General features: G+C 59.2%; 15 protein-coding genes and 1 tRNA gene. 9 read left to right on the top strand and 7 right to left on the bottom strand.

The window, feature by feature from the left end; translation table 11 throughout:
* Positions 1-16 precede the first annotated feature (16 nt).
* Both HB393_RS10080 and HB393_RS10085 read right to left on the bottom strand, forming a co-directional pair.
* Positions 17-1,843: an ABC transporter ATP-binding protein gene (locus HB393_RS10080; protein WP_255550961.1), complete on the bottom strand. Its 1,827-nt coding sequence runs from the start codon at positions 1,841-1,843 to the stop codon at positions 17-19.
* A gap of 95 nt (positions 1,844-1,938) precedes the next feature.
* A tRNA-Glu gene (locus HB393_RS10085) sits at positions 1,939-2,016 on the bottom strand.
* 723 nt (positions 2,017-2,739) lie between these two features.
* Between HB393_RS10085 and HB393_RS10090 the strand changes: the two genes are divergently transcribed.
* The 5 genes from HB393_RS10090 (at position 2,740) to HB393_RS10110 (ending at position 11,476) form a co-directional block, all read left to right on the top strand.
* Complete coding sequence (locus HB393_RS10090) at positions 2,740-3,843, top strand: efflux RND transporter periplasmic adaptor subunit (RefSeq protein WP_345945127.1); 1,104 nt, start codon at positions 2,740-2,742, stop codon at positions 3,841-3,843.
* Positions 3,844-3,936: 93 nt separating this feature from the next.
* Entirely contained in the window at positions 3,937-7,206 is a 3,270-nt protein-coding gene (locus HB393_RS10095) for an efflux RND transporter permease subunit (RefSeq protein WP_213805037.1), read from the top strand.
* Positions 7,207-7,299: 93 nt separating this feature from the next.
* Positions 7,300-8,685: a fumarylacetoacetase gene (fahA, locus tag HB393_RS10100; protein WP_213805038.1), complete on the top strand. Its 1,386-nt coding sequence runs from the start codon at positions 7,300-7,302 to the stop codon at positions 8,683-8,685.
* Positions 8,686-8,866: 181 nt separating this feature from the next.
* Entirely contained in the window at positions 8,867-10,000 is a 1,134-nt protein-coding gene (gene hppD, locus HB393_RS10105) for a 4-hydroxyphenylpyruvate dioxygenase (RefSeq protein ID WP_213805039.1), read from the top strand.
* 558 nt (positions 10,001-10,558) lie between these two features.
* Entirely contained in the window at positions 10,559-11,476 is a 918-nt protein-coding gene (locus tag HB393_RS10110) for a patatin-like phospholipase family protein (protein ID WP_213805040.1), read from the top strand.
* Positions 11,477-11,496: 20 nt separating this feature from the next.
* On the opposite strand, the gene aceB is transcribed toward HB393_RS10110, so the two are convergent.
* Entirely contained in the window at positions 11,497-13,110 is a 1,614-nt protein-coding gene (aceB, locus tag HB393_RS10115) for a malate synthase A (protein ID WP_213805041.1), read from the bottom strand.
* A 66-nt stretch (positions 13,111-13,176) separates the two neighbouring features.
* On the bottom strand, positions 13,177-13,947 hold the full coding sequence (locus HB393_RS10120; RefSeq protein WP_255550962.1) for a fumarylacetoacetate hydrolase family protein: 771 nt from the start codon (positions 13,945-13,947) through the stop codon (positions 13,177-13,179).
* A gap of 147 nt (positions 13,948-14,094) precedes the next feature.
* Here HB393_RS10120 and msrP point away from each other — a divergent pair, with 147 nt between their 5' ends.
* The 4 genes from msrP (at position 14,095) to HB393_RS10140 (ending at position 18,934) form a co-directional block, all read left to right on the top strand.
* Complete coding sequence (gene msrP, locus HB393_RS10125) at positions 14,095-15,087, top strand: protein-methionine-sulfoxide reductase catalytic subunit MsrP (RefSeq protein ID WP_213805042.1); 993 nt, start codon at positions 14,095-14,097, stop codon at positions 15,085-15,087.
* A 298-nt stretch (positions 15,088-15,385) separates the two neighbouring features.
* On the top strand, positions 15,386-16,087 hold the full coding sequence (locus tag HB393_RS10130) for a protein-methionine-sulfoxide reductase heme-binding subunit MsrQ (protein WP_213805043.1): 702 nt from the start codon (positions 15,386-15,388) through the stop codon (positions 16,085-16,087).
* 163 nt (positions 16,088-16,250) lie between these two features.
* On the top strand, positions 16,251-18,335 hold the full coding sequence (locus tag HB393_RS10135; RefSeq protein ID WP_213805044.1) for a DUF1800 domain-containing protein: 2,085 nt from the start codon (positions 16,251-16,253) through the stop codon (positions 18,333-18,335).
* A gap of 17 nt (positions 18,336-18,352) precedes the next feature.
* Entirely contained in the window at positions 18,353-18,934 is a 582-nt protein-coding gene (locus HB393_RS10140) for a cupin domain-containing protein (protein ID WP_213805045.1), read from the top strand.
* 1 nt (position 18,935) lies between these two features.
* Here HB393_RS10140 and HB393_RS10145 read toward each other — a convergent pair whose 3' ends face one another.
* From HB393_RS10145 to HB393_RS10155, 3 genes are read right to left on the bottom strand one after another with little or no spacing between them, the layout of a single operon-like run.
* Complete coding sequence (locus HB393_RS10145) at positions 18,936-19,382, bottom strand: cupin domain-containing protein (RefSeq protein WP_213805046.1); 447 nt, start codon at positions 19,380-19,382, stop codon at positions 18,936-18,938.
* A gap of 9 nt (positions 19,383-19,391) precedes the next feature.
* On the bottom strand, positions 19,392-20,783 hold the full coding sequence (locus tag HB393_RS10150; protein ID WP_213805047.1) for a Gfo/Idh/MocA family oxidoreductase: 1,392 nt from the start codon (positions 20,781-20,783) through the stop codon (positions 19,392-19,394).
* A gap of 42 nt (positions 20,784-20,825) precedes the next feature.
* Positions 20,826-22,055 carry a Gfo/Idh/MocA family oxidoreductase gene (locus HB393_RS10155; protein WP_213805048.1) on the bottom strand — a complete coding sequence of 410 codons (1,230 nt, stop codon included), beginning with the start codon at positions 22,053-22,055 and terminating at the stop codon, positions 20,826-20,828.
* Positions 22,056-22,184: the final 129 nt, after the last annotated feature.

Here is a 22,184-nt window from a genome sequence, read left to right on the forward strand (position 1 = left end):
CCAATTACCTGCAGACTTAACGATAGCTCGCGGCTTGCATCTCGAACATCTGTGCGTAGAGTCCGCCGGAGCTCATCAATGTTTGATGATTCCCCTCTTCGATCAATCGGCCCTCTGACAGGACCACAATCCGGTCCGCGATCCGAACCGTGGAAAAACGATGCGAGATCAACAGCGCCATCTTTCCCTGCGTCAGCTCTGCGAACCGTTCGAACACCTCAAGCTCGCTTCGTGCGTCCAGCGCCGCCGTCGGCTCATCGAGGATCAGCAGTTGAGCCTCACGAAGATACGCTCGCGCCAGAGCCATCTTCTGCCACTCTCCGCCAGAGAGCTCGACACCGCCCTCAAAACGCCGCCCTAGGATCTGATCATAGCCATGCTCCAGCTTTTTCACCACAGTATCCGCAAGGCTCTTGTGCGCTGCTATCTCGATCGCCTCCCGCTGCTGCACCTTGTTGACGCTCCCGACCGCGATATTGTCGAGCGCGCTCATCTCGTAGCGCATGAAATCCTGAAAAATAACTCCGATCTCGCGATGCAGATCCTCCACCGAATAGTCCCGCAGATCGACTCCGTCCAGCAGAATCTGCCCCTCCGTCGGATCGTAGAGCCTCGTGATCAACTTCACGATCGTAGTCTTCCCCTGGCCGTTCTCGCCGATCAGCGCGACCCGCTCCCCCGGAGCCAGCGTAAAGGTGAAGTCGCGCAATACCGTGCGCGACGTCCCCGGATAAGTAAAGGATACGTTGCGGAACTCGAAGCCCCTCTTGATCGGACGCGGCGCCGGCAAGGCATTCGGCTTGGAGGCGACCGTCCCCTTCATCTCGAAGAAGGCGACCAGATCCGTCAAAAACAGCGCCTGGTCCGCAATTCCCGAGGCCGTAGAGAAGACCTGCTGCAGATTCGAGCTCGCCTGCTGGATCGCCGTCGTAAGGAAGGTGAACTGCCCAATATCGTAGCCGCCCTGGATGGTCCTCCAGATGACGTAAATATAGGCACCGTAGTAGCCCAGCGTCCCGATAATCCCCAGCAGCCCCCCCACAATCAGCTTGGAGCGGGAGAGAGCGACGTCCTCACGGTAGATCTGGTTGGCCAGCACCTGGAAGCGCTCGGTAAAGAAGGTGCTAAGCCCGAAGAGCTTGACCTCTTTTGCACCCTCCCGGCTGCCCGCGACCTGCCGCAGATAGTCCATCTGCCGCTTCGCCGGAGTCTGCCGGAAGTTCTTCGCATATCCCAGAAAGGCATAATGGGTCTCGCCCAGGAACGATGGCAAAACTCCCGCCGCCAGCAACAGCACCAGCCAGGGCGAAGCCCACGCCAGCGCCACCGAGAAGATCACGGTGGTGATCACCTGCTGCAGCAACCGGCCCATCTGCTGGATCATCGCCAGACGATCCGTCGCCTGCACCCGCGCCCGCTCCAGCCTGTCGTAGAAGACCGGATTTTCGTAGGTCGTCAGGTCCAGCCGCGCGGCCTGCTCCATCACCTTCACGCTGACGTACTGCGTATAGCTGTTCGCGAGGAGCGAATCGGTGTAATCCACCGCCCGCGTTATCAGACCTAATCCGACGTTGAGTCCGACCTCGATCCCGACCAACTGCCAGAAGTGCGGGGAAAGAGGACGTCCCCGAAGCACATCCGCGATGCCGTTGATGATGTATTGGGCGACCTTCGCAATCAGGAACGGCAGGGAAGCGACGACAAGCCGCAGCAGTATTCCCCAGCTCACCGCCCCTTTGCTCGATTCCCAGAGGATATGCAGTACAGGCGGCATGTTCCGCAGCGCCCGTAGACGATCGCGCCATGGACTCGTGGCGCCTACACTTTCAGCGGTTTTGTCCATAAATTTCTGCTTGGCTCCCCACGCTCTCTAGCTAGTCCGATGCTGGCTGCCTTGGTCAGGTTGGTTCGCCGATGGCTGCAGAATCTCGCGGTAATTGGCGTCCCCGACAAGATTCGAACTTGTGTTGTCGCCCTGAAAGGGCGGTGTCCTGGGCCGGGCTAGACGACGGGGACGCGATGAATTGGCGGTAGCGCCCACATTCCGCTACCAGGGTCAACGCTAACAATATCTCTACCCCCTGTCAAAGCTTCGTCCCGGCAGATTGAGGCGGAATTTATGATAGAAAAGAGCGTAGCCACTCTCTCCAATCTCTTTCGGCCGCGGCCCCAGGTACTGGGTCGTCGGTATACCTCATTGCTGGTCTCATAATCTCATGCATAACCAAGCCATGCGTGATCGGCCTCTTCGTAGTCAGTGGAGCGGCGACGGTGCCACAGTTCGACAAAGAAGCGTTAAGAATCCATCAATTCCGTCCCTGTCCTCACTTCGCTGTCGCCGAAGCGCAAGATTGGCGGACTTATAGACGGTACGATCCTAGCCCGCCGCTCAGGGAACTCTTATATTCTCCCCTTTCCGTCGCTTGACGGTATCCCAGGAAGCTTTGAAGAAAATTCCCGAAAAATCATTGCGCACCCTTAACTGCCTTAGTTCATCTAAGTAAAGAAACCTCTACTTGTTACATGCTTTCTTCCCGGCGGGATCCGCCTATTGCACCGCTTTGTCATGCTCTCAGGTTGGTAATGTTTATCGAGAAACCATGCAGAAGCTGCAATAATTGGTAACCTCCCGGGTCATTCGTATGCCTTCCGACGCCTCGGCTAAACTGAAGAGCGGCCACGGCCTCGATTCGGAAAAGTTTTTGATGTATCGCTTTTGAAAGATTAAGGAGAAGCACTGTGTCACAGACCCTCCAGACCCGTCGCACCCTGCCCGTAGCTCAAATTGCGTTCGGCAGCGTACTTGCATTTCTTATTGTTGGCTGCAAACCTGCCGCTCCTCCTCCGCCCGCCATGCAGGCTATGCCCGTTCAGGTCGCTCCGGTCACACTCTCGCCTGTACCGAACTCTGACGTCTACGTCGCGACCATCAAGAGCCGGCGCTCTGCCACCATGCAGCCCCAGGTGGACGGCAATTTGACCCGTATCTATGTTAAGTCTGGCGACTCGGTCAAAGCCGGCCAGATTCTCATGCAGATCGACCCCCTGAAGCAGGTCGCGACGGTGCAGTCCCAGCAGGGAACCGAAGCCCAGAAGAAGGCCGTCTATAACTACAATCAGACCGAGGTAGAGCGCCAGCGCAAGCTCTACGAGTCGGGCGTTACCTCGAAGCAGAGCTACGATCAGGCAGTCCAGGCCTACGAAAACTCCAAGGCCGACCTCGACTCCTCCTCCGCTCTCACCGGCACCCAGAAGCAGCAGCTCGCCTACTACGAGATCCGCGCGCCCTTCGCCGGTATCGTGGGTGACGTCCCCGTCCACCTCGGCGACTACGTCTCTCCGACCACCCTCCTTACCACCGTCGATGAGAACAAGGACCTCGAAGCCTACATCTACGTTCCGACCGAGCGCTCCGCTCAGCTTCGTCAGAACCTCCCGGTCGAGATCCTGGATACCGCTGGCAACGTGCTGCTCAAGTCCAATATCAACTTCCTCTCCCCTCAGGTAGATAACGGCCTCCAAAGCATCCTCGCCAAAGCCCCCGTCCCGCATACCTTGCAGATGCTCCGCAACTCCCAGCTCGTCAAGGCCCGTATCACCTGGAACACCGCTCCTGCCCCCACCGTGCCGGTCCTCGCTGTGACTCGCGTCGGCGGACAAGCATTCGTCTTCGTCGCAACCCCCAAGGGCGATGGCTTCGTCGCTCATCAGGTCGCGGTGACGTTGGGTGAGACAGTCGGCAACACCTATCCGATCCTGGCTGGACTGAAACCTGGAGACAAGGTCATCCTCTCCGGCCTGCAGTTCCTGCAAGATGGCGCGCCCGTCAAGCCCCTGGGCTAAGCTCGCGCCCGTCTGCCTCCGTGGAGCCGGCATCTCGGCTCCACTCAGTTCTTCGCACACCGCCCGGGTAAAGTCCCCGGTCAGAGGTTCATCTTGGTAGATTTTTTCATTCGACGCCCGATCTTCGCCACGGTCTGCGCGCTCCTCATCGTTCTTGCGGGAGCCGTCTGCATTCCCACGCTGCCGATCTCTCTCTATCCGCAGCTCGCTCCTCCACAAGTCGTCGTAACCAGCAACTTCATCGGCGCCAACTCCAAGGACGTAGAGTCTGCCGTTACGACCATCCTTGAGCAGTCCATCAACGGCGTCGAAGGCATGCGTTACATGAGCTCCACCAGCTCAAACGACGGCACCTCCGCCATCACTATCACCTTCGATACCGGCTACGACCTCAACATCGCCGCCGTCGACGTTCAGAACCGCGTCGCCTCCGCGCAGGGCCGCCTTCCCGCCGTCGTCAATAACACCGGTATCACCATCACCAAGGCCAACGCCAACTTCGTCCTCGCGGCCGGCTTCATCTCGCCCGACCACTCGCTCTCCCAGGCCTTCATCTCCAACTACATCGACGTGTACGTCAGCGACGCGCTCAAACGCGTCCCCGGTGTAGGAGCCGTCATTATCTTCGGCGAACGTAAGTACGCGATGCGCCTCTGGCTCGATCCCAATCGCCTCGCCGCCCGCGGTCTAACCGCGCTCGACGTCACCAACGCTCTCGCCGAGCAAAACGTTGAAGTCGCTGCCGGACAACTCGGCCAACAGCCCTCCGATGAGAAACAGCAGTTTCAGATGGCGGTTCGCGTCGTAGGCCGTCTCACCGACCCGCATGAGTTCGAAAACATCATCATCAAGAACAACGTCGCCAACGGCGGCATCGTCCTGGTTAAGGATGTAGGCCGGGCCGAGATCGGCGCCGAAAACTACAACACCGACCTCAAGTTCTCCGGCGGTGAGGCCATCGGAGTCGGCGTCCAGCAGCTCTCCAACGCCAACGCCCTCGACGTCGACAAGCGCTGCCGCGCCGTCCTCGCCGAGCTCGAAAAGTCCTATCCCCCAGGCATGAAGGGCATCATCGCCGTCGACACCACCACCGTCGTCAGCGACTCCATCCGCGAGGTCGTCCAGACCATCGGCGAAGCCATCATCATCGTCATCATCGTCATCTTCCTCTTCCTGCAGGACTGGCGCGCAACCATCATCCCCGCGGTTACCATCCCCGTCTCGCTGATCGGCACCTTCGCCTTCATCAAGGTCTTTGACTTCTCCATCAACTCGCTCACCCTCTTCGGCATCACCCTCGCTACCGGGCTCGTCGTAGACGACGCCATCGTCGTCATCGAGAACGTGCAGCGCCACCTCTCCGGCCACGCCATCATCCCGGAGCGCTCCGAGCAAGTCGATCCCGACCCCTACGCCCCCGACGTCATCACCGAGCAGAAATCCTCCGTCGCCAAGGGCATGGAGACCACCTCGGACGACCCACACCGCGCCACCAGCATCGCCATGGCCGAGGTCACCAGCGCCGTCATCGCGACCTCGCTCGTGCTCATCTCCGTCTTCATTCCGGTCAGCTTCTTTCCTGGCACCACCGGCATTCTCTACAAACAGTTCTCGCTGACGATCGCCTTCTCCATCGCCATCTCAGCGTTCAACGCCCTCACCCTCTCCCCGGCGCTCGCAGCTATCCTGCTTCGTCCGGAGCAGAAGCACACCGGCCTCATGGGCCTCTTGCTGAACCCCATCGAGCGCTTCATCCAGTGGCTCATCCGCATCTACGCCAAGGCCGTGACCTTCGTCGTCCGCGTCCGCTACGCCATGGTGGTTCTCTTCTTCGCGGCGCTTGCAGCCACCGGGTACATGTACAACCATGTCCCCACGGCCTTCGTCCCGCAGGAAGACCAGTCCTACTTCCTCATCATCATTCAGACGCCGCCCGGAGCCTCCCTCAGCTACACCTCGGAGTTTGCCGACCGCGCCGCCGCCCTGGTCCGCCAGAACGAGGGCGTCTTCGGCACCTTCTCCGTCATGGGCTTCTCTCTCTCCGGCGGCAGCTCACCTAACTCCGGACTCATCTTCGCCCCGCTCAAGCCCATCGATGAGCGCACCAAGATGGGAGCCAAGTTCACCGCCCGCGACATCGTCGCCGACGTCGGACCCAAGCTCTTCGGCGTCCCTGGCGGCATCGCCTTCGCCGCCGAGCCCCCAGCCATCGCCGGCATCGGTACCGTCGGCGGATTCCAGTTCATCCTCCAGGACGCCGGACGGAACACCTTCGGCGACATCGACCGCGTCGCCCACACCATCGTCGGTGCGGCTCGTGCCCCGGACTCCGGTCTCACCGGCATGAACACCACCTTCACCTCGAACGACCCCCAGCTCCTGGTCAACATCGATCGTCAGAAGGCCAAGACCATGGGCATTCCCTTCAGCCAGATCACTGCGGCCCTCAACACCTTCATGGGCTCCAGCTACGTCAACGACTTCGACTTCAACAACCGTTCCTACCGCGTCTACGTCCAGGCCGATCAGCAGTTCCGCAGGACCTCGCACGATCTGCGCGAGTACTACGTCCGCTCCGACAGCGGTCAACTCGTCTCCCTGGATAACGTGGCCTCCATCTCCGAGACCTCCGGTCCCCAGGTCATCAACCACTACAACCTCTTCCGCTCCGCCGAGATCGACGGCTCACCCGCCCCCGGCCTAAGCTCCGGCCAGGGCCTCGAAAAGATGCAGCAGCTCTTCGAGAAGAACAAGCTCCAAGGTATGACCTCCTCCTGGACAGGTCTCGCGCTCGAAGAAGTTGAGTCCGCTGGCAAGGCCATCATCATCTTCGGCCTCGGCTTGCTGGTCGTCTATCTCACCCTCTCGGCCCAGTACGAGAGCTTCGCCCTCCCCTTCATCATCCTGCTGGCCGTACCCATGGCCATCTTGGGAGCTCTCTCACTGGTCGCCGCCCGTGGCTTGGTCGACGACGTCTACGTTCAGATCGGTCTGGTCATGCTCATCGGCCTCTCCGCCAAGAACTCCATCTTGATCGTTGAGTTCGCAGAACAGCTCCTCGGTCAGGGCCGTTCCATCATCGACGCCGCCATCGAGGCGGCCGAACTTCGCCTCCGCCCCATCCTCATGACCTCCATCGCCTTCATCCTCGGCGTATTTCCGCTCTACGTCGCGACCGGCGCCGGCGCCTACGGCAGACACTCCGTAGGAACCGCGATCATCGGAGGCATGGTGCTCTCCACCATCCTCAACCTCTTCTTCATCCCGGTTCTCTACGTGATCCTGAAGACCATCCTCGGCCGCTTCAACAAGAAGGCTCCGCGAAAGGGCGGGGAAATAGCCCCAGCCCGGTCGGCCCACTAAAAGCCGCCGCACTCTGAACTGAAGAGCCACGTCCGGCCCCCCGGACGTGGCTTTTTCACTTCACCCCCAGCCCATCCCGGCTATCATCTCTCGATGACTCAGCCTCCCCCCATCACCTCTCTCCAAACTCAAAGCTGGGTCTTCGGAGCCAACGACCCCACCCTCGGCCTCGGCCTCACGCACCTCCCCTACTGCGCCTTCCAGCATCCCGAGACCGGCGCCCCCCACCTCGGAGCAGTGATCGGCGCCTGCATCCTGGACCTCCACGCCTGCAGCGCCACCGGCCTCCTCGACGAAAGCCCAACCCTCGCCGCCGCCTGCCTCACCTCCACCCTCAACGCCTTTATGGCCCTCGGCCCTGCAGCATGGTCCACCCTCCGCACCCGGCTCCAGACCCTCCTCCGCACCGGTGTAAAACAAGAAAGAAAGAAGACCGAAGCCGCTCTCCTCCCCCTCCGCGACACCACCTTCCTCAAACCCGTCGCCATCCCCAACTACACCGACTTCTACGCCTCCATCTTCCACGCCACCCGCGTCGGTCGCCTCTTCCGCCCCGACCATCCCCTCCTTCCGAACTACAAGCACGTCCCCATCGGATACCACGGTCGCACCTCTTCCCTCATCCTCAGCGGCACCCCAGTAACCCGTCCCTACGGCCAAAGCAAACCCGATCCCTCTCACCCCGACATCCCCAACTTCTGCCCCACCACAGCCCTAGACTACGAGCTCGAACTCGGCCTCTACATCGGCCAGCCCAACCCGCTCGGAACCCCCATTCCTATCGACCGCGCCGCCTCCCACCTCTTCGGTGTCAGCCTCCTCAACGACTGGTCCGCCCGCGACCTCCAATCCTGGGAGTCCCAACCCCTCGGCCCCTTCCTCTCCAAAAACTTCGCCACCACCCTCTCCCCCTGGATCACCCCGATGGCCGCCCTCGCACCCTTCCGTGCCCCATCCCTCCCGCGCCCCACAGACGACCCCCAACCCCTCCCATACCTCCTCGACCCAACAGATCAGCAAGCCGGAAACCTAAATATAAAACTTGAAGTATCCCTCCTAACTGAGGCAATGCAAGCGAAAAACGCAAACCCCTTCACCCTAAGCCGATCCAACTCCTCCGACCTCTACTGGACCCCAGCCCAACTCATCGCTCACCACACCAGCAACGGCTGCAACCTCCAGATCGGCGACCTCCTCGGCACCGGAACCATCTCCGGCCCCTCCGAAGACTCCGCCGGATGCCTCCTCGAACTCACCCGCAACGGAGCAATCCCCCTAACGTTACCCAACGGCGAAACCCGCACCTTTCTCGCCGACGGAGACGAACTCATCCTCCGCGCCTACTGCACCTCCCCCAACCACCCCCCAATCACCCTGGGCGAGTGCAGAACCACAATCCTCCCACCAAACCCAAACCCAAACAAACCAACCAACCTACCCAATAAAAAAACTCCAAACATCTCCCGGAATCACCCATAGCCTCAACCAAATCGGTGTCATCGTCTTAAATCGGTGTTAAGCCGTTGTAGTTGTAATCAGCTTTGCCGTAGCTCTTATCAGCAGTTATCCCAATCATCACCGTTACGCCTTCTCCACCCTAGCCAACCAACCCCCAGTCGGCATATCCTTCCGCGAGCAGCGCATCACTCGGAGATCGCCCATGTCGACGACCACTCGCCCCGACCCCTTGAAGCCCACCCTCCCCACCGACTTCCTTCCCCTCAAAGGGACGGACCACATCGAGTTCTACGTCGGAAACGCCCGTCAGGCGGCCTACTTCTACCGCGCCGCCTTCGGTATGTCCCTGGTCGCCTACTCCGGCCCCGAGACCGGCCAGCGCGACCGCGCCTCCTACGTCCTCCAGCAGGGCAAGATCCGCTTCGTCCTTACCACCGCCCTCCGTTCCGACTCCGAGATCGCTCGCCACGTCCACATCCACGGTGACGGCATCCGCTCTATTGCCCTCTGGGTCGACGACGCCCGCCAGGCCTGGATCGAGACCACCATGCGCGGAGCCCGCAACATCCAGGAACCCGCTACCTCCTCCGACGAGTACGGCCGAGTCACCACCGCCAGCATCGCAGCCTACGGGGATACCATTCACACCTTCGTCGACCGCGGCCACTACAACGGACCCTTCCTGCCCGGCTTCCAAACCATCCATTACGACGCGGTAGTCCGTCCCGTCGGCCTCCTCCACATCGACCACTGCGTCGGCAACGTCGGTTGGAACTCCATGAATCAGTGGGTCGACTTCTACTCCCACGTCATGGGCTTCGGCCTCTACCAGCACTTCGACGACAACGACATCTCCACCGAGTACTCCGCTCTCATGTCCAAGGTCATGGCCAACGGCAACGGCTACGTCAAATTTCCCATCAACGAGCCCGCCGAAGGCCGCCGCAAATCCCAGATCGAGGAGTACCTCGACTTCTACCAGGGCCCCGGCGTCCAACACATTGCCTTGGCCACCGCCGACATCCTCGCCACCGTCTCCGCCATGCAGGACCAAGGAGTCCAGTTCCTCACCATCCCCCACTCCTACTACTCGGAGCTGCAAGCCCGCGTCGGCGCCATCGACGAACCCATCGACGAGCTCGAACGCCTCGGCATCCTCGTAGACCGCGACAACGAGGGCTATATGCTCCAGATCTTCACCCGCCCCGTCGAAGACCGCCCCACCGTCTTCTACGAGATTATCCAACGCAAAGGCTCCCGCAGCTTCGGAAAGGGAAACTTTAAGGCTCTCTTCGAAGCTATTGAAAGAGAACAAGATCGCCGCGGCAACCTATAGGGGCATTCTTTCAACCTAGTCAACCGCCCGGGTGCCCCATCCTTCGCGCCTTTGTCTGTAGCGAAGGGTGGGATGTAAACCTCAACCCAGCCACGCACCCATCTTCGACAGTCTCATACTCGCTAAGTTGGGCATCGCGAAAGCACCAGACCAGAGTGAATCAAAGCTGAAAACAACAGATCGACCGCATCGCTCTTGCCTTCACTTTTATTTCCCGAAAACCCCAGCAAAGTCACATGTCAACCCCCAAAATCACCTAACCCAAACAAAATCATCAACATCCAAGTGGCACTTTAGTTATCCCCAAACCCATAAAATAGAAACAGAAGAAAAACTCCGCCCAGCGCGGAGAGCATCACCAGGCTCTTTCAAATGCATAGGCGATCGAAGTCCCACCCTAAGCCAAATCAAATGAATAATTTGACCCAATTAGCCGGGGGAGGGGTCTCCACCAGGCACCCCAACCGGAATAACCGGCAGCCGTAACGTGTTCTATCCACACATCCCAGTGGGCGAATACCACACCCCGGGATGAAAAACATTCCTGGAGATAGGCCGATGACGGACGCTCTTGTTCTAGGTGCAGGCGGCTTAACAGGCATCGCATGGGAGACCGGACTGTTAGCGGGACTCTACGATGCCGGCATCGACCTCACCGATGTCACCAGCATCACCGGCACCTCGGCAGGCGCGGTAGTCGGAGCGAATCTGGCCTCGCTGGACTCCGGACGAAGCTTGGAAGCCCTCTACAAGACCCAGATCCACGCCTTGACCACCGGCACCGGAGAAGACTCCTTGGCCGTCCCGGATCTCTCCGGCGTTCGCGCCGCCTTCGCCAAGTTCCACCAGACCAGTAAAAGTCTTCACGAACTGCGTGCCGCCATCGGACAGAAGGCCCTGGAATCGATCGCCCAAGGCGGAGAGGAACGGCGTAACCTCATCCGCGCATGGATGCCGCACGACAAGTGGCCCGAACGCGATCTGCGCATCCTAGCCGTGAACGCCCTCGACGGCCACCTCAAGATCTGGGATCGAAACTCTGAGGCGACGCTGCTTCAGGCCGTCACATCCAGTTGCGCCATCCCTGCGGTCTATCCGATGGTGGAGATCGCAGGAGGCCGCTACATGGACGGTGGAGTCGGCTCCACCACTAACGCCTCGATCGCCGAAGGATTTGAGCTCGTGATCGTCATGGACCCGATAGGCGACTCCCGCGGCGTCAGTCGCCTGCAAGGAGAAGTAGAGCAGCTCGAACGAGGCGGAACCCGCACCCTGGTGATCGTCCCCGACGAAGAAGCCATCCGGGCCCTTGGGTCGTCGCCGTTGGATCCCAGCCTCTGCGTCGCGGCAGGTCAGGCTGGCCGCAAACAGGGAAGACGTGTCTCAGCCGCCGTAGCAGCAGCCCGCGAGAAGATCGAAGATGCCTTCTTCGATCTTCCCCGGCAGCAACGCAGAAGCGCCCCGCGTTATCAATAAGATAAAGCGGAATACTTCATCTAGTGCTGGAGGGTTAAATCTTCTGTCGCAAGAACTCGAGCATAAGCTGGAACTGTAAGGAAGTCCTGGAAATGTGGAGCCTTCACCAGCTCCCGCATCAGGAAGCCCGCATGTTTGTAAGCTTCAAACCGCTTCGCATCCACGCGAATCTCCGCGAGTCCCAGCTCCCGGTCGATCTCGCTCTCCACCAGCTCCGCAGTCACGGTCCGGCCATCCGCCAGCACCGCGCCATGATGAACCCACTGCCAAAGCTGCGCCCTGCTGATCTCCGCCGTCGCCGCATCTTCCATCAGGTTGAACAGTGGCACGCATCCGATCCCGCGCAGCCAGGCCTCGACATACCCGAGTCCAACCGCCACGTTCTGCCGCAAACCCGCCTCGGTGATCGAGCCCTCCGGCACCTGCAGCAGATCCTCCGCGGTCGCCTCGAAGTCCGGCAACTGCTTGTCGATCTGGTTCGGCTGCGGCATCACTCGGTTGAAGACCTCCAGCGCCACCGGAACCAGCCCCGGATGCGCCACCCAGGTCCCGTCGTGCCCGTCGGTGGCCTCGCGTTCCTTGTCCGCGCGAACCTGCGCCAGCGCCTTCTCGTTCGCCTCGGAGTCGGTCTTGATCGGGATGAACGCGCTCATCCCGCCCATGGCGCTCACGCCTCGTCGATGGCATGTCTTGATCGCCAGCTTCGAGTAGCTCCGCATGAAGTGCGTCGTCATCGTTACCTGCCCCCGGTCCGGCAGCAGAATCGTGGTGTCACCCGCAAACTTCTTGATAAAGCTGAAGATGTAATCCCATCGGCCGCAGTTCAGTCCAGCGGAATGGTCCTTCAGCTCCCACAAGATCTCATCCATCTCAAACGTAGCCAGAATCGTCTCGATCAGAACTGTCCCCTTGATCGAACCAGCCGGAATCCCCAGCTCCCGCTCCGCCTGCACAAATGCATCGTTCCAAAGCCGGGCCTCCAGATGACTCTCCATCTTCGGAAGGTAAAAATAAGGTCCAGAACCGCGAGCCAGCAGCTCCTTCGCATTGTGGAACGCATACATCCCGAAGTCGAACAACGATCCGCTGACCGGCTCGCCATCGACGTGCATATGCGCCTCATCCAGATGCCATCCCCGCGCCCGCACGAACAAAACTGCAGGATCGTCGATCAGCTTGTAGCTCTTGCCAGTCTTCTCATCGGAGAAGGTAATCGTCCGCCGAACCGCATCTCGCAGGTTGATCTGCCCCTCGATCACGTTCTCCCACGTTGGAGTCGTCGAGTCCTCGAAGTCTGCCATGAACACCTTCGCGCCCGAGTTCAGCGCATTGATGATCATCTTCCGCTCCACTGGCCCGGTAATCTCCACGCGCCGGTCCAGCAGGTCCTTAGGAAGCGGAGCGACTGTCCACTCACTCTCCCGGATCTGCTTCGTCTCCGGGAGAAAGTCCGGACGCTCGCCAGCGTCCAGAGCAGCCTGCCGCACCACGCGAGCCGCCAGCAGCTCCTTGCGTCTTCCGTTGAATGCCCGCTGCAGACCGACCACAAACGCCACCGCTTCGGGTGTTAGGATCTCCGCATACCGCTCCGTCACCGGAGCCCGAAACTCCACACCTGCACCGAAATCCGCCATTGCCTGCCCCCGATAAAATCGTTGATTTGTAATCTCCCGCGAAGCGGAAGCACCTGCTTTAGTCAGTTACTCAAACCGCAGTCCGACATTGCCAGCCGTATCGAACCGCACATCCACCGAAGTCCCAGCACTCGCTTGAATATTGCCAGTCCAGCTTCCCGTCGTGATCCACTGTCCGGCCTTCAACCCGCCCGTTCGTGCTGCTCCTTCGTTCGCCAGATACGGCAATAGACGCAGAAAGTCTCCCGAAGTATTCGAGCCCGTCCGCTCCACCCGCACTGCGCCGTCTACTGCCAGAGTTACATGTTCCTTCGTAAAGTCGATGCTCTTCCAATCCGCCACTGCCGGCCCAAAGATCAAGCCACCATGCATCTGTAGATCGCCAACCATCGAGAGCTTCACCGCAGCTACAGGATCGACCAGCCCACTTTCTAATTCCTCGATGACCGGATGACAGCTCGCGATCGCCGCGATGACCTCGTCCCGCGTATAAGGTGTCGCGCGCGGCGGAAGATCCTTCCCCAGCAGAAACGCGATCTCTGCCTCCAGCCCTCGGTATCGGTGCGTAGAGGCGCTCAACGCGACTCCACTCGGCTTCAGCCAGATCTTGGGCATCGGTCCGAACATCGGCGTCGCCTCTGGCGTTGGAGCCCCGATCTTCCATCCGCCGATCTCACCGTAAGCCGCAGCGATCGTATCCTGAACGAAATAAGCCTCATCCTGTGTCACCGGCTGCAACTCCGCCGGCAGATCCACCATCGGGTCCATCGTCCGGCGAGCATTCAGAAGCAGGTTTGCTGCTTCAATCAGTTGTCCTTCGCGAGCGCCATTCATCATCCATCCAGTTTGCCATTATCCGTCGCGTCTGTCTTCCCGCGGATTTTCCAATCTGTTGTCCCCTCAATGGCGTAATGTAGCCAGAGAACCCTTCAGCGTGCTCACAGAGTCCAATTAGCAGGCGATTTCAGTGAGAAAGAGACCAGCATGCTTCTCCGCAACTCCGGCTCCGCAAAGACCACCATTCGCTCCTCGGATATCACTCCAGAGCAGACCTTCCATCAGCATAATCAGGCTCGCCGCCGCTTTCTGGCTGGCGCTGGAACCCTTGCCGCAGGAGCGCTGGCGACTCGCTACATGCCAGACCTCATCAGCCCAGCGTCCGTCGTTCACGCGGCTGGAACTCCGCTTAAGACCGTCCCCGGCAAGTACAACGTAAACGAACCCCAGACGCCCGAATCCAAATCCACGACCTATAACAACTTTTACGAGTTCGGTACCGATAAGTCCGATCCCTCCAAGAACGCTCATACTCTCCGCACCCGCCCGTGGACCGTCCAGATCACCGGAATGGTAAAGAAGCCCCAGACTCTCGATATCGATTCCATCATGAGCTATCGCCCTATTGAGAGCCGTGTCTACCGCCACCGTTGTGTCGAAGCCTGGTCGATGGTCATCCCCTGGGACGGCTACTCTCTCTCGGAACTCATCAACTTCTGTGAGCCGTTGCCCAGCGCCAAATTTGTTCAATTTCTCTCTCTCGTCGACAGGAAACAGATGCCCGATCTTCCGGGCGGATACGACTGGCCCTACTCCGAAGGCCTCCGCATCGATGAGGCCATGCACCCTCTCGTTCTTCTCACCTTTGGCTGCTACGGCAACACCTTGCCGAATCAGAACGGAGCCCCAATCCGGGTCGTCACGCCCTGGAAGTACGGCTTCAAGAATGCAAAGTCCATCGTCCGTATCCACTTCACCGATAAACAGCCCAAGACGACCTGGAACCAGCAAAGCTCCGAGGAGTATGGCTTTTACTCGAACGTCAATCCGACCGTGAACCACCCTCGCTGGTCGCAGGCCCACGAGCGCCGTATTGATGCCTCGTCCTTCCCCCACAGCATCCCTACGCTCCCTTTTAATGGCTACGCCGATCAGGTCGCGGGTCTATACAGTGGTATGGATCTAAAGAAGTTCTTTTGATTTAGCCAAAAGTTGTAGCCGCAAACACGATCGAAAGAAATCCTTTCTTCGGCCTTAAGCGTCTGTCTTAACAACACTGCCATTTCTGTTACTTTGTGACATACGAGGATATCCTCGGCCTGTTCTCTCCTTGACCCTTCATTCTCTGAATCAGAGTGGAGGGTCATCCTTTTTGGGGCTGCGGATTGTTAATCATATGAAGCATCCATCAGTCAGTTAGTCCATCCAATAAAGCACTCTCGGCTTATTGTGCCGGAGTTCAAGCTACACTTAACTTGTCGCACCATCGTCCAAATTCATGCCCAAACGCGCCATCCTAGCCATCAAGATCTTTCTGCACCTCGGCCTGTTGGCTCCCTTTGCCTACCTGTTGCAAATCTCCCGCAATGGCACGCTCGTGCAGAACGCCGATCCCGTCAACTACATCACCCATTTCACTGGTGATTGGGCTCTCTATATCTTGCTTGCCTCACTCGCAATTACCCCTTTGCGACGTCTTTCGCCGCAGATTGCTTTCCTCATCCGTTTCCGCCGTCTTATCGGCCTCTACGCGTTTTTCTATGCCTCTTTGCATCTGGCTACTTACATCTTTCTCTTCAGCGGCTACGACCTTCCTACCGCTCTCATCGCCCTCAAAAACGGGCAACCGGGCGAACTTGTCACTCAAGCGAAGTTTGTCTGGCCGACCATTTGGGACGATATCCGCAAACGCCGCTTCATCCAGGTAGGCTTCGCCTCCTGGGTTATTCTCTTGTCCCTTGCGTGCACTTCGCCTGCGTTCATCATGCGCGCCATGGGTGGCAAGAACTGGCAGCGCCTCCACCGCCTTGTCTACGTGGCGGCCATCGCTGCTGTCGTCCATTTCTGGTGGCTCGTAAAATCGGGCGTGCGAACTCCCTGGAAGGTCACTGCTGTGCTCATTCTGTTGCTCGGCGCTCGTCTGGCCTATACTGCTCTCAAAGCTCGATCCAAACCAACGCCCAAGCTCGCAACACAATAATCGCGAAGACTCTCCCTTTCACGAAGTGCCTTCGGGGCTACAAGCAATTGCGAGATCCGGTCTTCCTTGTTCTTGTCCAGAAGGAGGCTTAAAGTGGTGTCAATTCTGGTTTTGGCGCAACTTACCATCCCAAATCCCTGTCTAACTAAGACAGAGGTACAGCATGCACAAACGACACCTCGCCCTCTTTGCAGTTGTGTTTAGCATTACCCCTCGCTATTTACCAGCTCAGGCTGCCTCTCAACCTCATGCCGGTAAAACGGCTAAAGCGAAAGTCGCTGTTGTCTCCAAGCCTGCGCCTCTCATCCCACTCAGCCAGCGGGATCGTGCCGTTCAGATCGTCAATCGCTTCACCTTCGGCTCGCGTCCAGGGGATGTCGAGCGTGTTCTTGCACTGACTCCTGAAAAGTGGTTCGATCAGCAGCTCAACCCCGCAACCATCAACGACGACGTCCTCAATCGCCGGCTCAACGATTACTCCACCCTCAATCTTCCACCTGACCAGGCTCTTACTCTCTTTCCCGACCGTGGCATGATCCAACAGGTTGTTGAAGGGAAGCGTCCCTCTCCGACTGATCCATTACTCGCCGCAATGTACGAGGTGCAGATCTTCAAGTTCAACCACGATAATGAGCTCAAGAAGATTAATCCCGACGGGACTCACGCCTTCCCGCAACCCACGGAAGCCGAGCTTGCCGACCAGAAGAAGACAGACCAGGCTACTGCGGCTCGTATCGCTGGAGAGCTCTTCTCTCTGCCGAAGAACCAACGCATGGCCGCTCTCGTCAAACTCCCGGTCGCCGATCGCATCGCCTTCACTAGCTATGTTGCAGGCGACCAGAAAAATCTTCTTCTCGCCGAATTCAATCCCCGCGAGCGAGAGATCTTTTACGCGATGAATGCCAACATCGGAGCCTCGTATCAGATCATTAGCGAGCTCTCTCAAGCAAAGCTCCTCCGGGCTATCCTCTCTGAGCGCCAGTTGCAGGAGGTCATGACCGACTTCTGGTTCAACCACTTCAATGTCTATATCGCAAAAGATTCCGACCAGTGGTATACCACCAGCTACGAACGCGACGCCATCCGCAAGAACGCCCTAGGCAAGTTCAGCGATCTGCTCCTTGCCACTGCTCAGTCGCCTGCCATGATGGTCTACCTCGACAACTGGCTCTCCATCGGCCCTGACTCGATCGCCAACGGCGTTAACCCTGCTAACCCGAAGTCCAAGAGAGGAGCCAAAGGGCTCAACGAAAACTATGGCAGGGAGGTCATGGAGCTCCATACCATCGGGGTCAACGGTGGTTACTCTCAGGCGGACGTTACCTCTCTCTCGGCTATCCTCACCGGCTGGGGAGTCGACCGGCCAAACCAGGGCGGCCCCTTCCTCTTCGATCCTAAGAAGCACGAGCCTGGCCCCAAGCAGTGGCTTGGACACACCATCGATGGCTCACCCGCGAGTCCCACCCCGAGCATCGACGGCATGAAGCAGGGAACTGAAGCTCTCCGGATCCTCGCGTCCAGTCCCAAGACTGCGCACTTTATTAGTTACAAATTGGCCCAACGCTTCGTCGCCGACGAGCCCCCGCCGGCGCTGGTCGATCGCATGGCGGCTACGTACCTCTCTACCGACGGTGATATCAAGGCCATCCTGCGTACTCTGGTTCAGTCGCCCGAGTTCAACTCCAAGAAGTACTTTCGCAATAAGGTCAAGACTCCCGTGGAGTTTCTCGCCTCCGCCTTCCGCACCACCGCGACGGACCCCTCGAACCCTGGCGCTCTCGTCAACACCCTCAAGACGATGGGCATGCCGCTCTACTACGCTCTTCCGCCAACCGGATACTACCTTACGGCTGACCATTGGATGAACTCCACTGCGCTGGTTGACAGGCTGAACTTCGCTTATGCTCTCACCGGCAGCAAATTTTCCAATCAGAAGTTCGACTCCGCTCACGTCATTGCCCTTGGCCTCATGGCCCAACCCGCCACTGTCTCTGCGGCTGCCCACCCTCATCCGAAGTACTCGGAGGCGGTACTCACTCAGCCAGCAACGATAGTTGCCACGGAACCCGCAGGCACGGATTACGCTCTTCACATCCTCGAGACCACTCTCACGGGAGCCGATGTCTCTCCTCAGACCAATCAACTCATTCACAAACAAATAGCCGAGATCCCTCAGACCAACTCCACGGAAACCCTGAACCTGCTCACTGCCCTGGTGATGGGTAGCCCAGAATTTCAACTCCGCTGATAAGCGCCGAGAAGTCCATGACCCACCTCGACCGTAGACAATTCGCCACCGGCATGGTCGCCGCAGCCATAGGAGGATGTTCCGTGTCCGTATCATCTCCCACGCCCGAACAGCTTCACCTCAAGCCCAACGGATGGGTCCCCAACAATACTCTGCCAGTTCTGATCTATCGCAGCGCCGTGCCGGCGACATCGCACGATCCAGCCTCTGAGATGGAGCGTCTCTTCACCGCTCATCAGTGGCCTCCACAGTGGCGCAACGGTATCTATACCTTCCATCACTTCCACTCCACTGCGCACGAAGTCCTCGGCATCGCTGCGGGACAGGTCAACGTAGTTCTCGGAGGAGAAGGCGGCTCATCGGTCGTCGCTAAAGCAGGCGACATTCTCGTCCTGCCCGCAGGTACGGGCCACTGCCGCATCTCCGCGTCTGATGACCTCCTGGTCATCGGCGCTTATCCTGAAGACGAGCACTGGGATATCTGCCGCACCGCGCTCACACCCGAGGCGCTCGAACGCATGAAGCACGTTCGATATCCAGCCTCCGATCCCGTCACCGGCCCCGGAGGCCCACTGCCAACGCTCTGGAAATCCGCCTGAGTTATTCCTTGGGCGTCTTGTCTGTACGCCAGTTGATGACGTGGTACTGCGCGGGTGTGTTCCCCACGTTACGTAAGGCATGCGTGACATTCGACGCATTGAAGATGATGGAGCCCGGCCCGAGCCGCTTCCACTCGCCATTTACCAGCGCCTCCACCGTCCCCGTATCCAGCAGTACCAGCTCTTCGTTCGGATGCTTATGTGGCGGATGCGAAGCCAGCCCTGGGTTCAGCGTCGTCACATGCATCTCCAGCTCGTCGAGCGTCGCCGTCGGACCCTTCACCACCGCACGGCTCTCTCCGACCGGCGTCTTTACTACGGTCAACTTGTTCCAGTCGTAGACCGACTCGCCGATCAGCGGGCTCGCCGCGCCGACCCCTGCGACGGCGGCTAGCGTCGCCGTCATCACTACCAGACCTACTGCAAAATCGCGCCGCGTGATGATCATCAATAGCTCCTAGGCCCAACTGCTCTTTTCAAACGTGTACGGCGATCGTTGCGGCCGCGACAACATCGCATTCGCACTCTCATCCCCCTTGAAGCGTTCTCGCTCGGGGTCCCAGTGCAGCCTGCGCTTGGTCTTCATCGCGATGTGGTGCAGCAGGCAGGTCGAGCACGCCCGATGCCCAATCTCCACCGGAGCCAGCGGCTGTCGCCGCGTTCGAATCGACTCCAGCCAGTTCCCATGGTGCTCCGGACTCGTCTCCAGATGGATCTCATCCGGCCCGATCACCGAAGTCAGTATCTTCGGGTCGCTCGCCATCAGGGGTTCGATCTTCACTGCTGGCCCAGCCCCTGCCGTCGGAGTGGTCATCTCATCGCGAGTCACGAACAGCCATCCCTTCGTTCCCACCCACTTGATGCCGTTCGGAAAGTCTCCCGAGATATCCATGGTTACGCCGTTCGCATAGATCGCATGCGTCAGAAACTTTCCATGCACGTTCCAAAGCCCTTGCGTGGGGAACTCCGCCTCGCCCCATATCTCGACAGGTCCGGTGTACTCCGTGTTCATCCCCCAGTGCGCCGTGTCGACATGGTGTGCGCCCCAACCCGTGATCATCCCCGCTCCGAACTGCTCCATCCTCAGCCAACCCGGCCGATCGAAGCCCGACTGCGGCATCACCCGATCCACGGTATAAGGAGCCTCAGGAGTAGACCCCAGCCACGCGTCGTAGTCGAATCCCTCCGGTACCGGCATTACCTTCGCGTCGCCACCCGCAGGGTCTCCCGGCAACCCGATCTCTACATGTGTTACATCGCCGATGCGTCCGTTCCGTACCAGCTCGCAGGCCCTGTGAAACTGCTTCCACGACCGCTGCTGGCTCCCTACCTGCAAGATTCGCCCCGAAGCCTGCACTGCATCGCTCAGGTAGCGACCCTCTGCAATCGTCAGCGAAGCCGGCTTCTGCAGATACACATCCTTGCCGGCCCGCACCGCCGCTGCTGCTAGAATGGCGTGTTGATGATCCGGTGTAGAGATCACCACTGCATCGATATCCTTGTTCGCGAGTAGCTCGTGATAGCTCTTGTACCCTCGAACCCCGTCATAGGGCTTACCGTTCTTGCCGGTGTAGAAGTCGTTGACGAACTTCTTACCCAGCTCCACCCGCTTCGCATCCAGATCGCACACCGCGACCACGCGTGCGCCGTTGTTCTTCAGGATCGCAGGTAGATCGTGACCCCGCGAGATCCGTCCCACCCCGATCGCCCCTACCGTAATCTGCTTGCTCGGAGCCATCTGTCCGAGAACATACGAGGGCACAATAACCGGAAAGCCTGCCGCGGCTACTGTGCCCGTTGCCGTCTTCAAAAAACGCCGCCGCGAAATCTCAGCAACACGCCACGCCATGGTCGTTCTCCTTTAGAGCAATTGCGGTTGAGCCTTCTGCGACTAAGCCTTCAACGTCACATGCTGTGCCTTCATCTGCGCCCGCACTACGAGCTCAGCCGCCAGCAGGCACTGTGTCTGATCCTGTGCAATATGCGTGCGGTTCACGATGTCTGCGACAAACTGTGGCCCAAACGGCAGCCCAACGTCGTTGCAGTCGATAAACCGCGACTGGTTCTTGTCAACGATGAACAGGTTGTTCCCCTGCTTCGCGCGCGCCACATCCGTGTACTTCCTCACCTCGATGTAGCCTTCCGTTCCCAGGATGAAGAGCCTTCCATCGCCCCAGGTCCCCAGGCCATCTGGAGTGAACCAGTCCAGCCGCACATAGCCAAAGCCCCGGTCGCCGCGCAGCATCATATCGCCGAAGTCCTGGAACTTGGGCTTCTGCGGATGCGCCGTATTGGCGACTTGCGACGCCACCACCTCGGCTTCTTTCGATCCCGTATAAAACAGGAACTGATCCACCTGGTGCGAACCGATATCGCACAGGATGCCGCCATACTTCACCGGCTCCCAGAACCAGTCCGGCCTTCCGCCAGCGCCACCCGCATAGGGATCGGCGCCCTTCTGCACGATCTGGTGCGGCGCAATGTTGATTGTCTGGATCACCCGTCCGATTGCGCCCGCCTGCACTAACTCTCCGGCCTTTACCGCGGCTTTTACTTCTAGCCGCTCGCTGTACAGGATCGCGTAGATGCGCTTGGTCTCCGCGATCGTCTTGCGAATCTCCTCGATCTGCTCCAGCGTCGTCGCGCCCGGTTTATCGCTCAGATAATCCTTGCCTCGCTTCATCACGCGAACGCCCAGCGGAGCACGCTCATTTGGAATCGTTGAGCTCAACACCAACTGGATGGACTTGTCGTCCAGTATCTCTTCTTCCGACTGCACCATCTTCACGTCAGGAAATCTCTTCTTGAACCCTGCCACCTTGTCCGGCTCCGCCCCGTACGCCGACACCAGCACCCCACCGCCCCGCTGCACCGCTCCTACCATCCCGTAGATGTGGTCATGGCTCATCCCGCAGACGGAGAACTTGATCGAATGCTTCGGCTTCTCGCCCTCCTGGTCGAAGTACTCCCCACGTCCTGCCACCTCGTGGACCACCCGTGGATCTGCCGGCGCCATTCCGAATGCGCTCTCAGGAAGACCCGCCAGCAAGCCAGCCGACCCCAACACTCCACTTGCCGCCGTCTTCAAAAAATTACGCCGTCCCACAATCTCTTCGCTCATTTGGTCTCCCGATGCCCTTCCGACAAAGTCTTCGGCCATTTCTTTCGCGTCCCGGAGAAAACGATTTTTTGGCCACAACAAAATTACGTTGCCAAGCCTCTCTTGGCAAACGACGAGCCTTCCATCCGC

This window comes from Granulicella sp. dw_53 (assembly GCF_018449545.1).
Lineage (GTDB): Bacteria > Acidobacteriota > Terriglobia > Terriglobales > Acidobacteriaceae > Edaphobacter.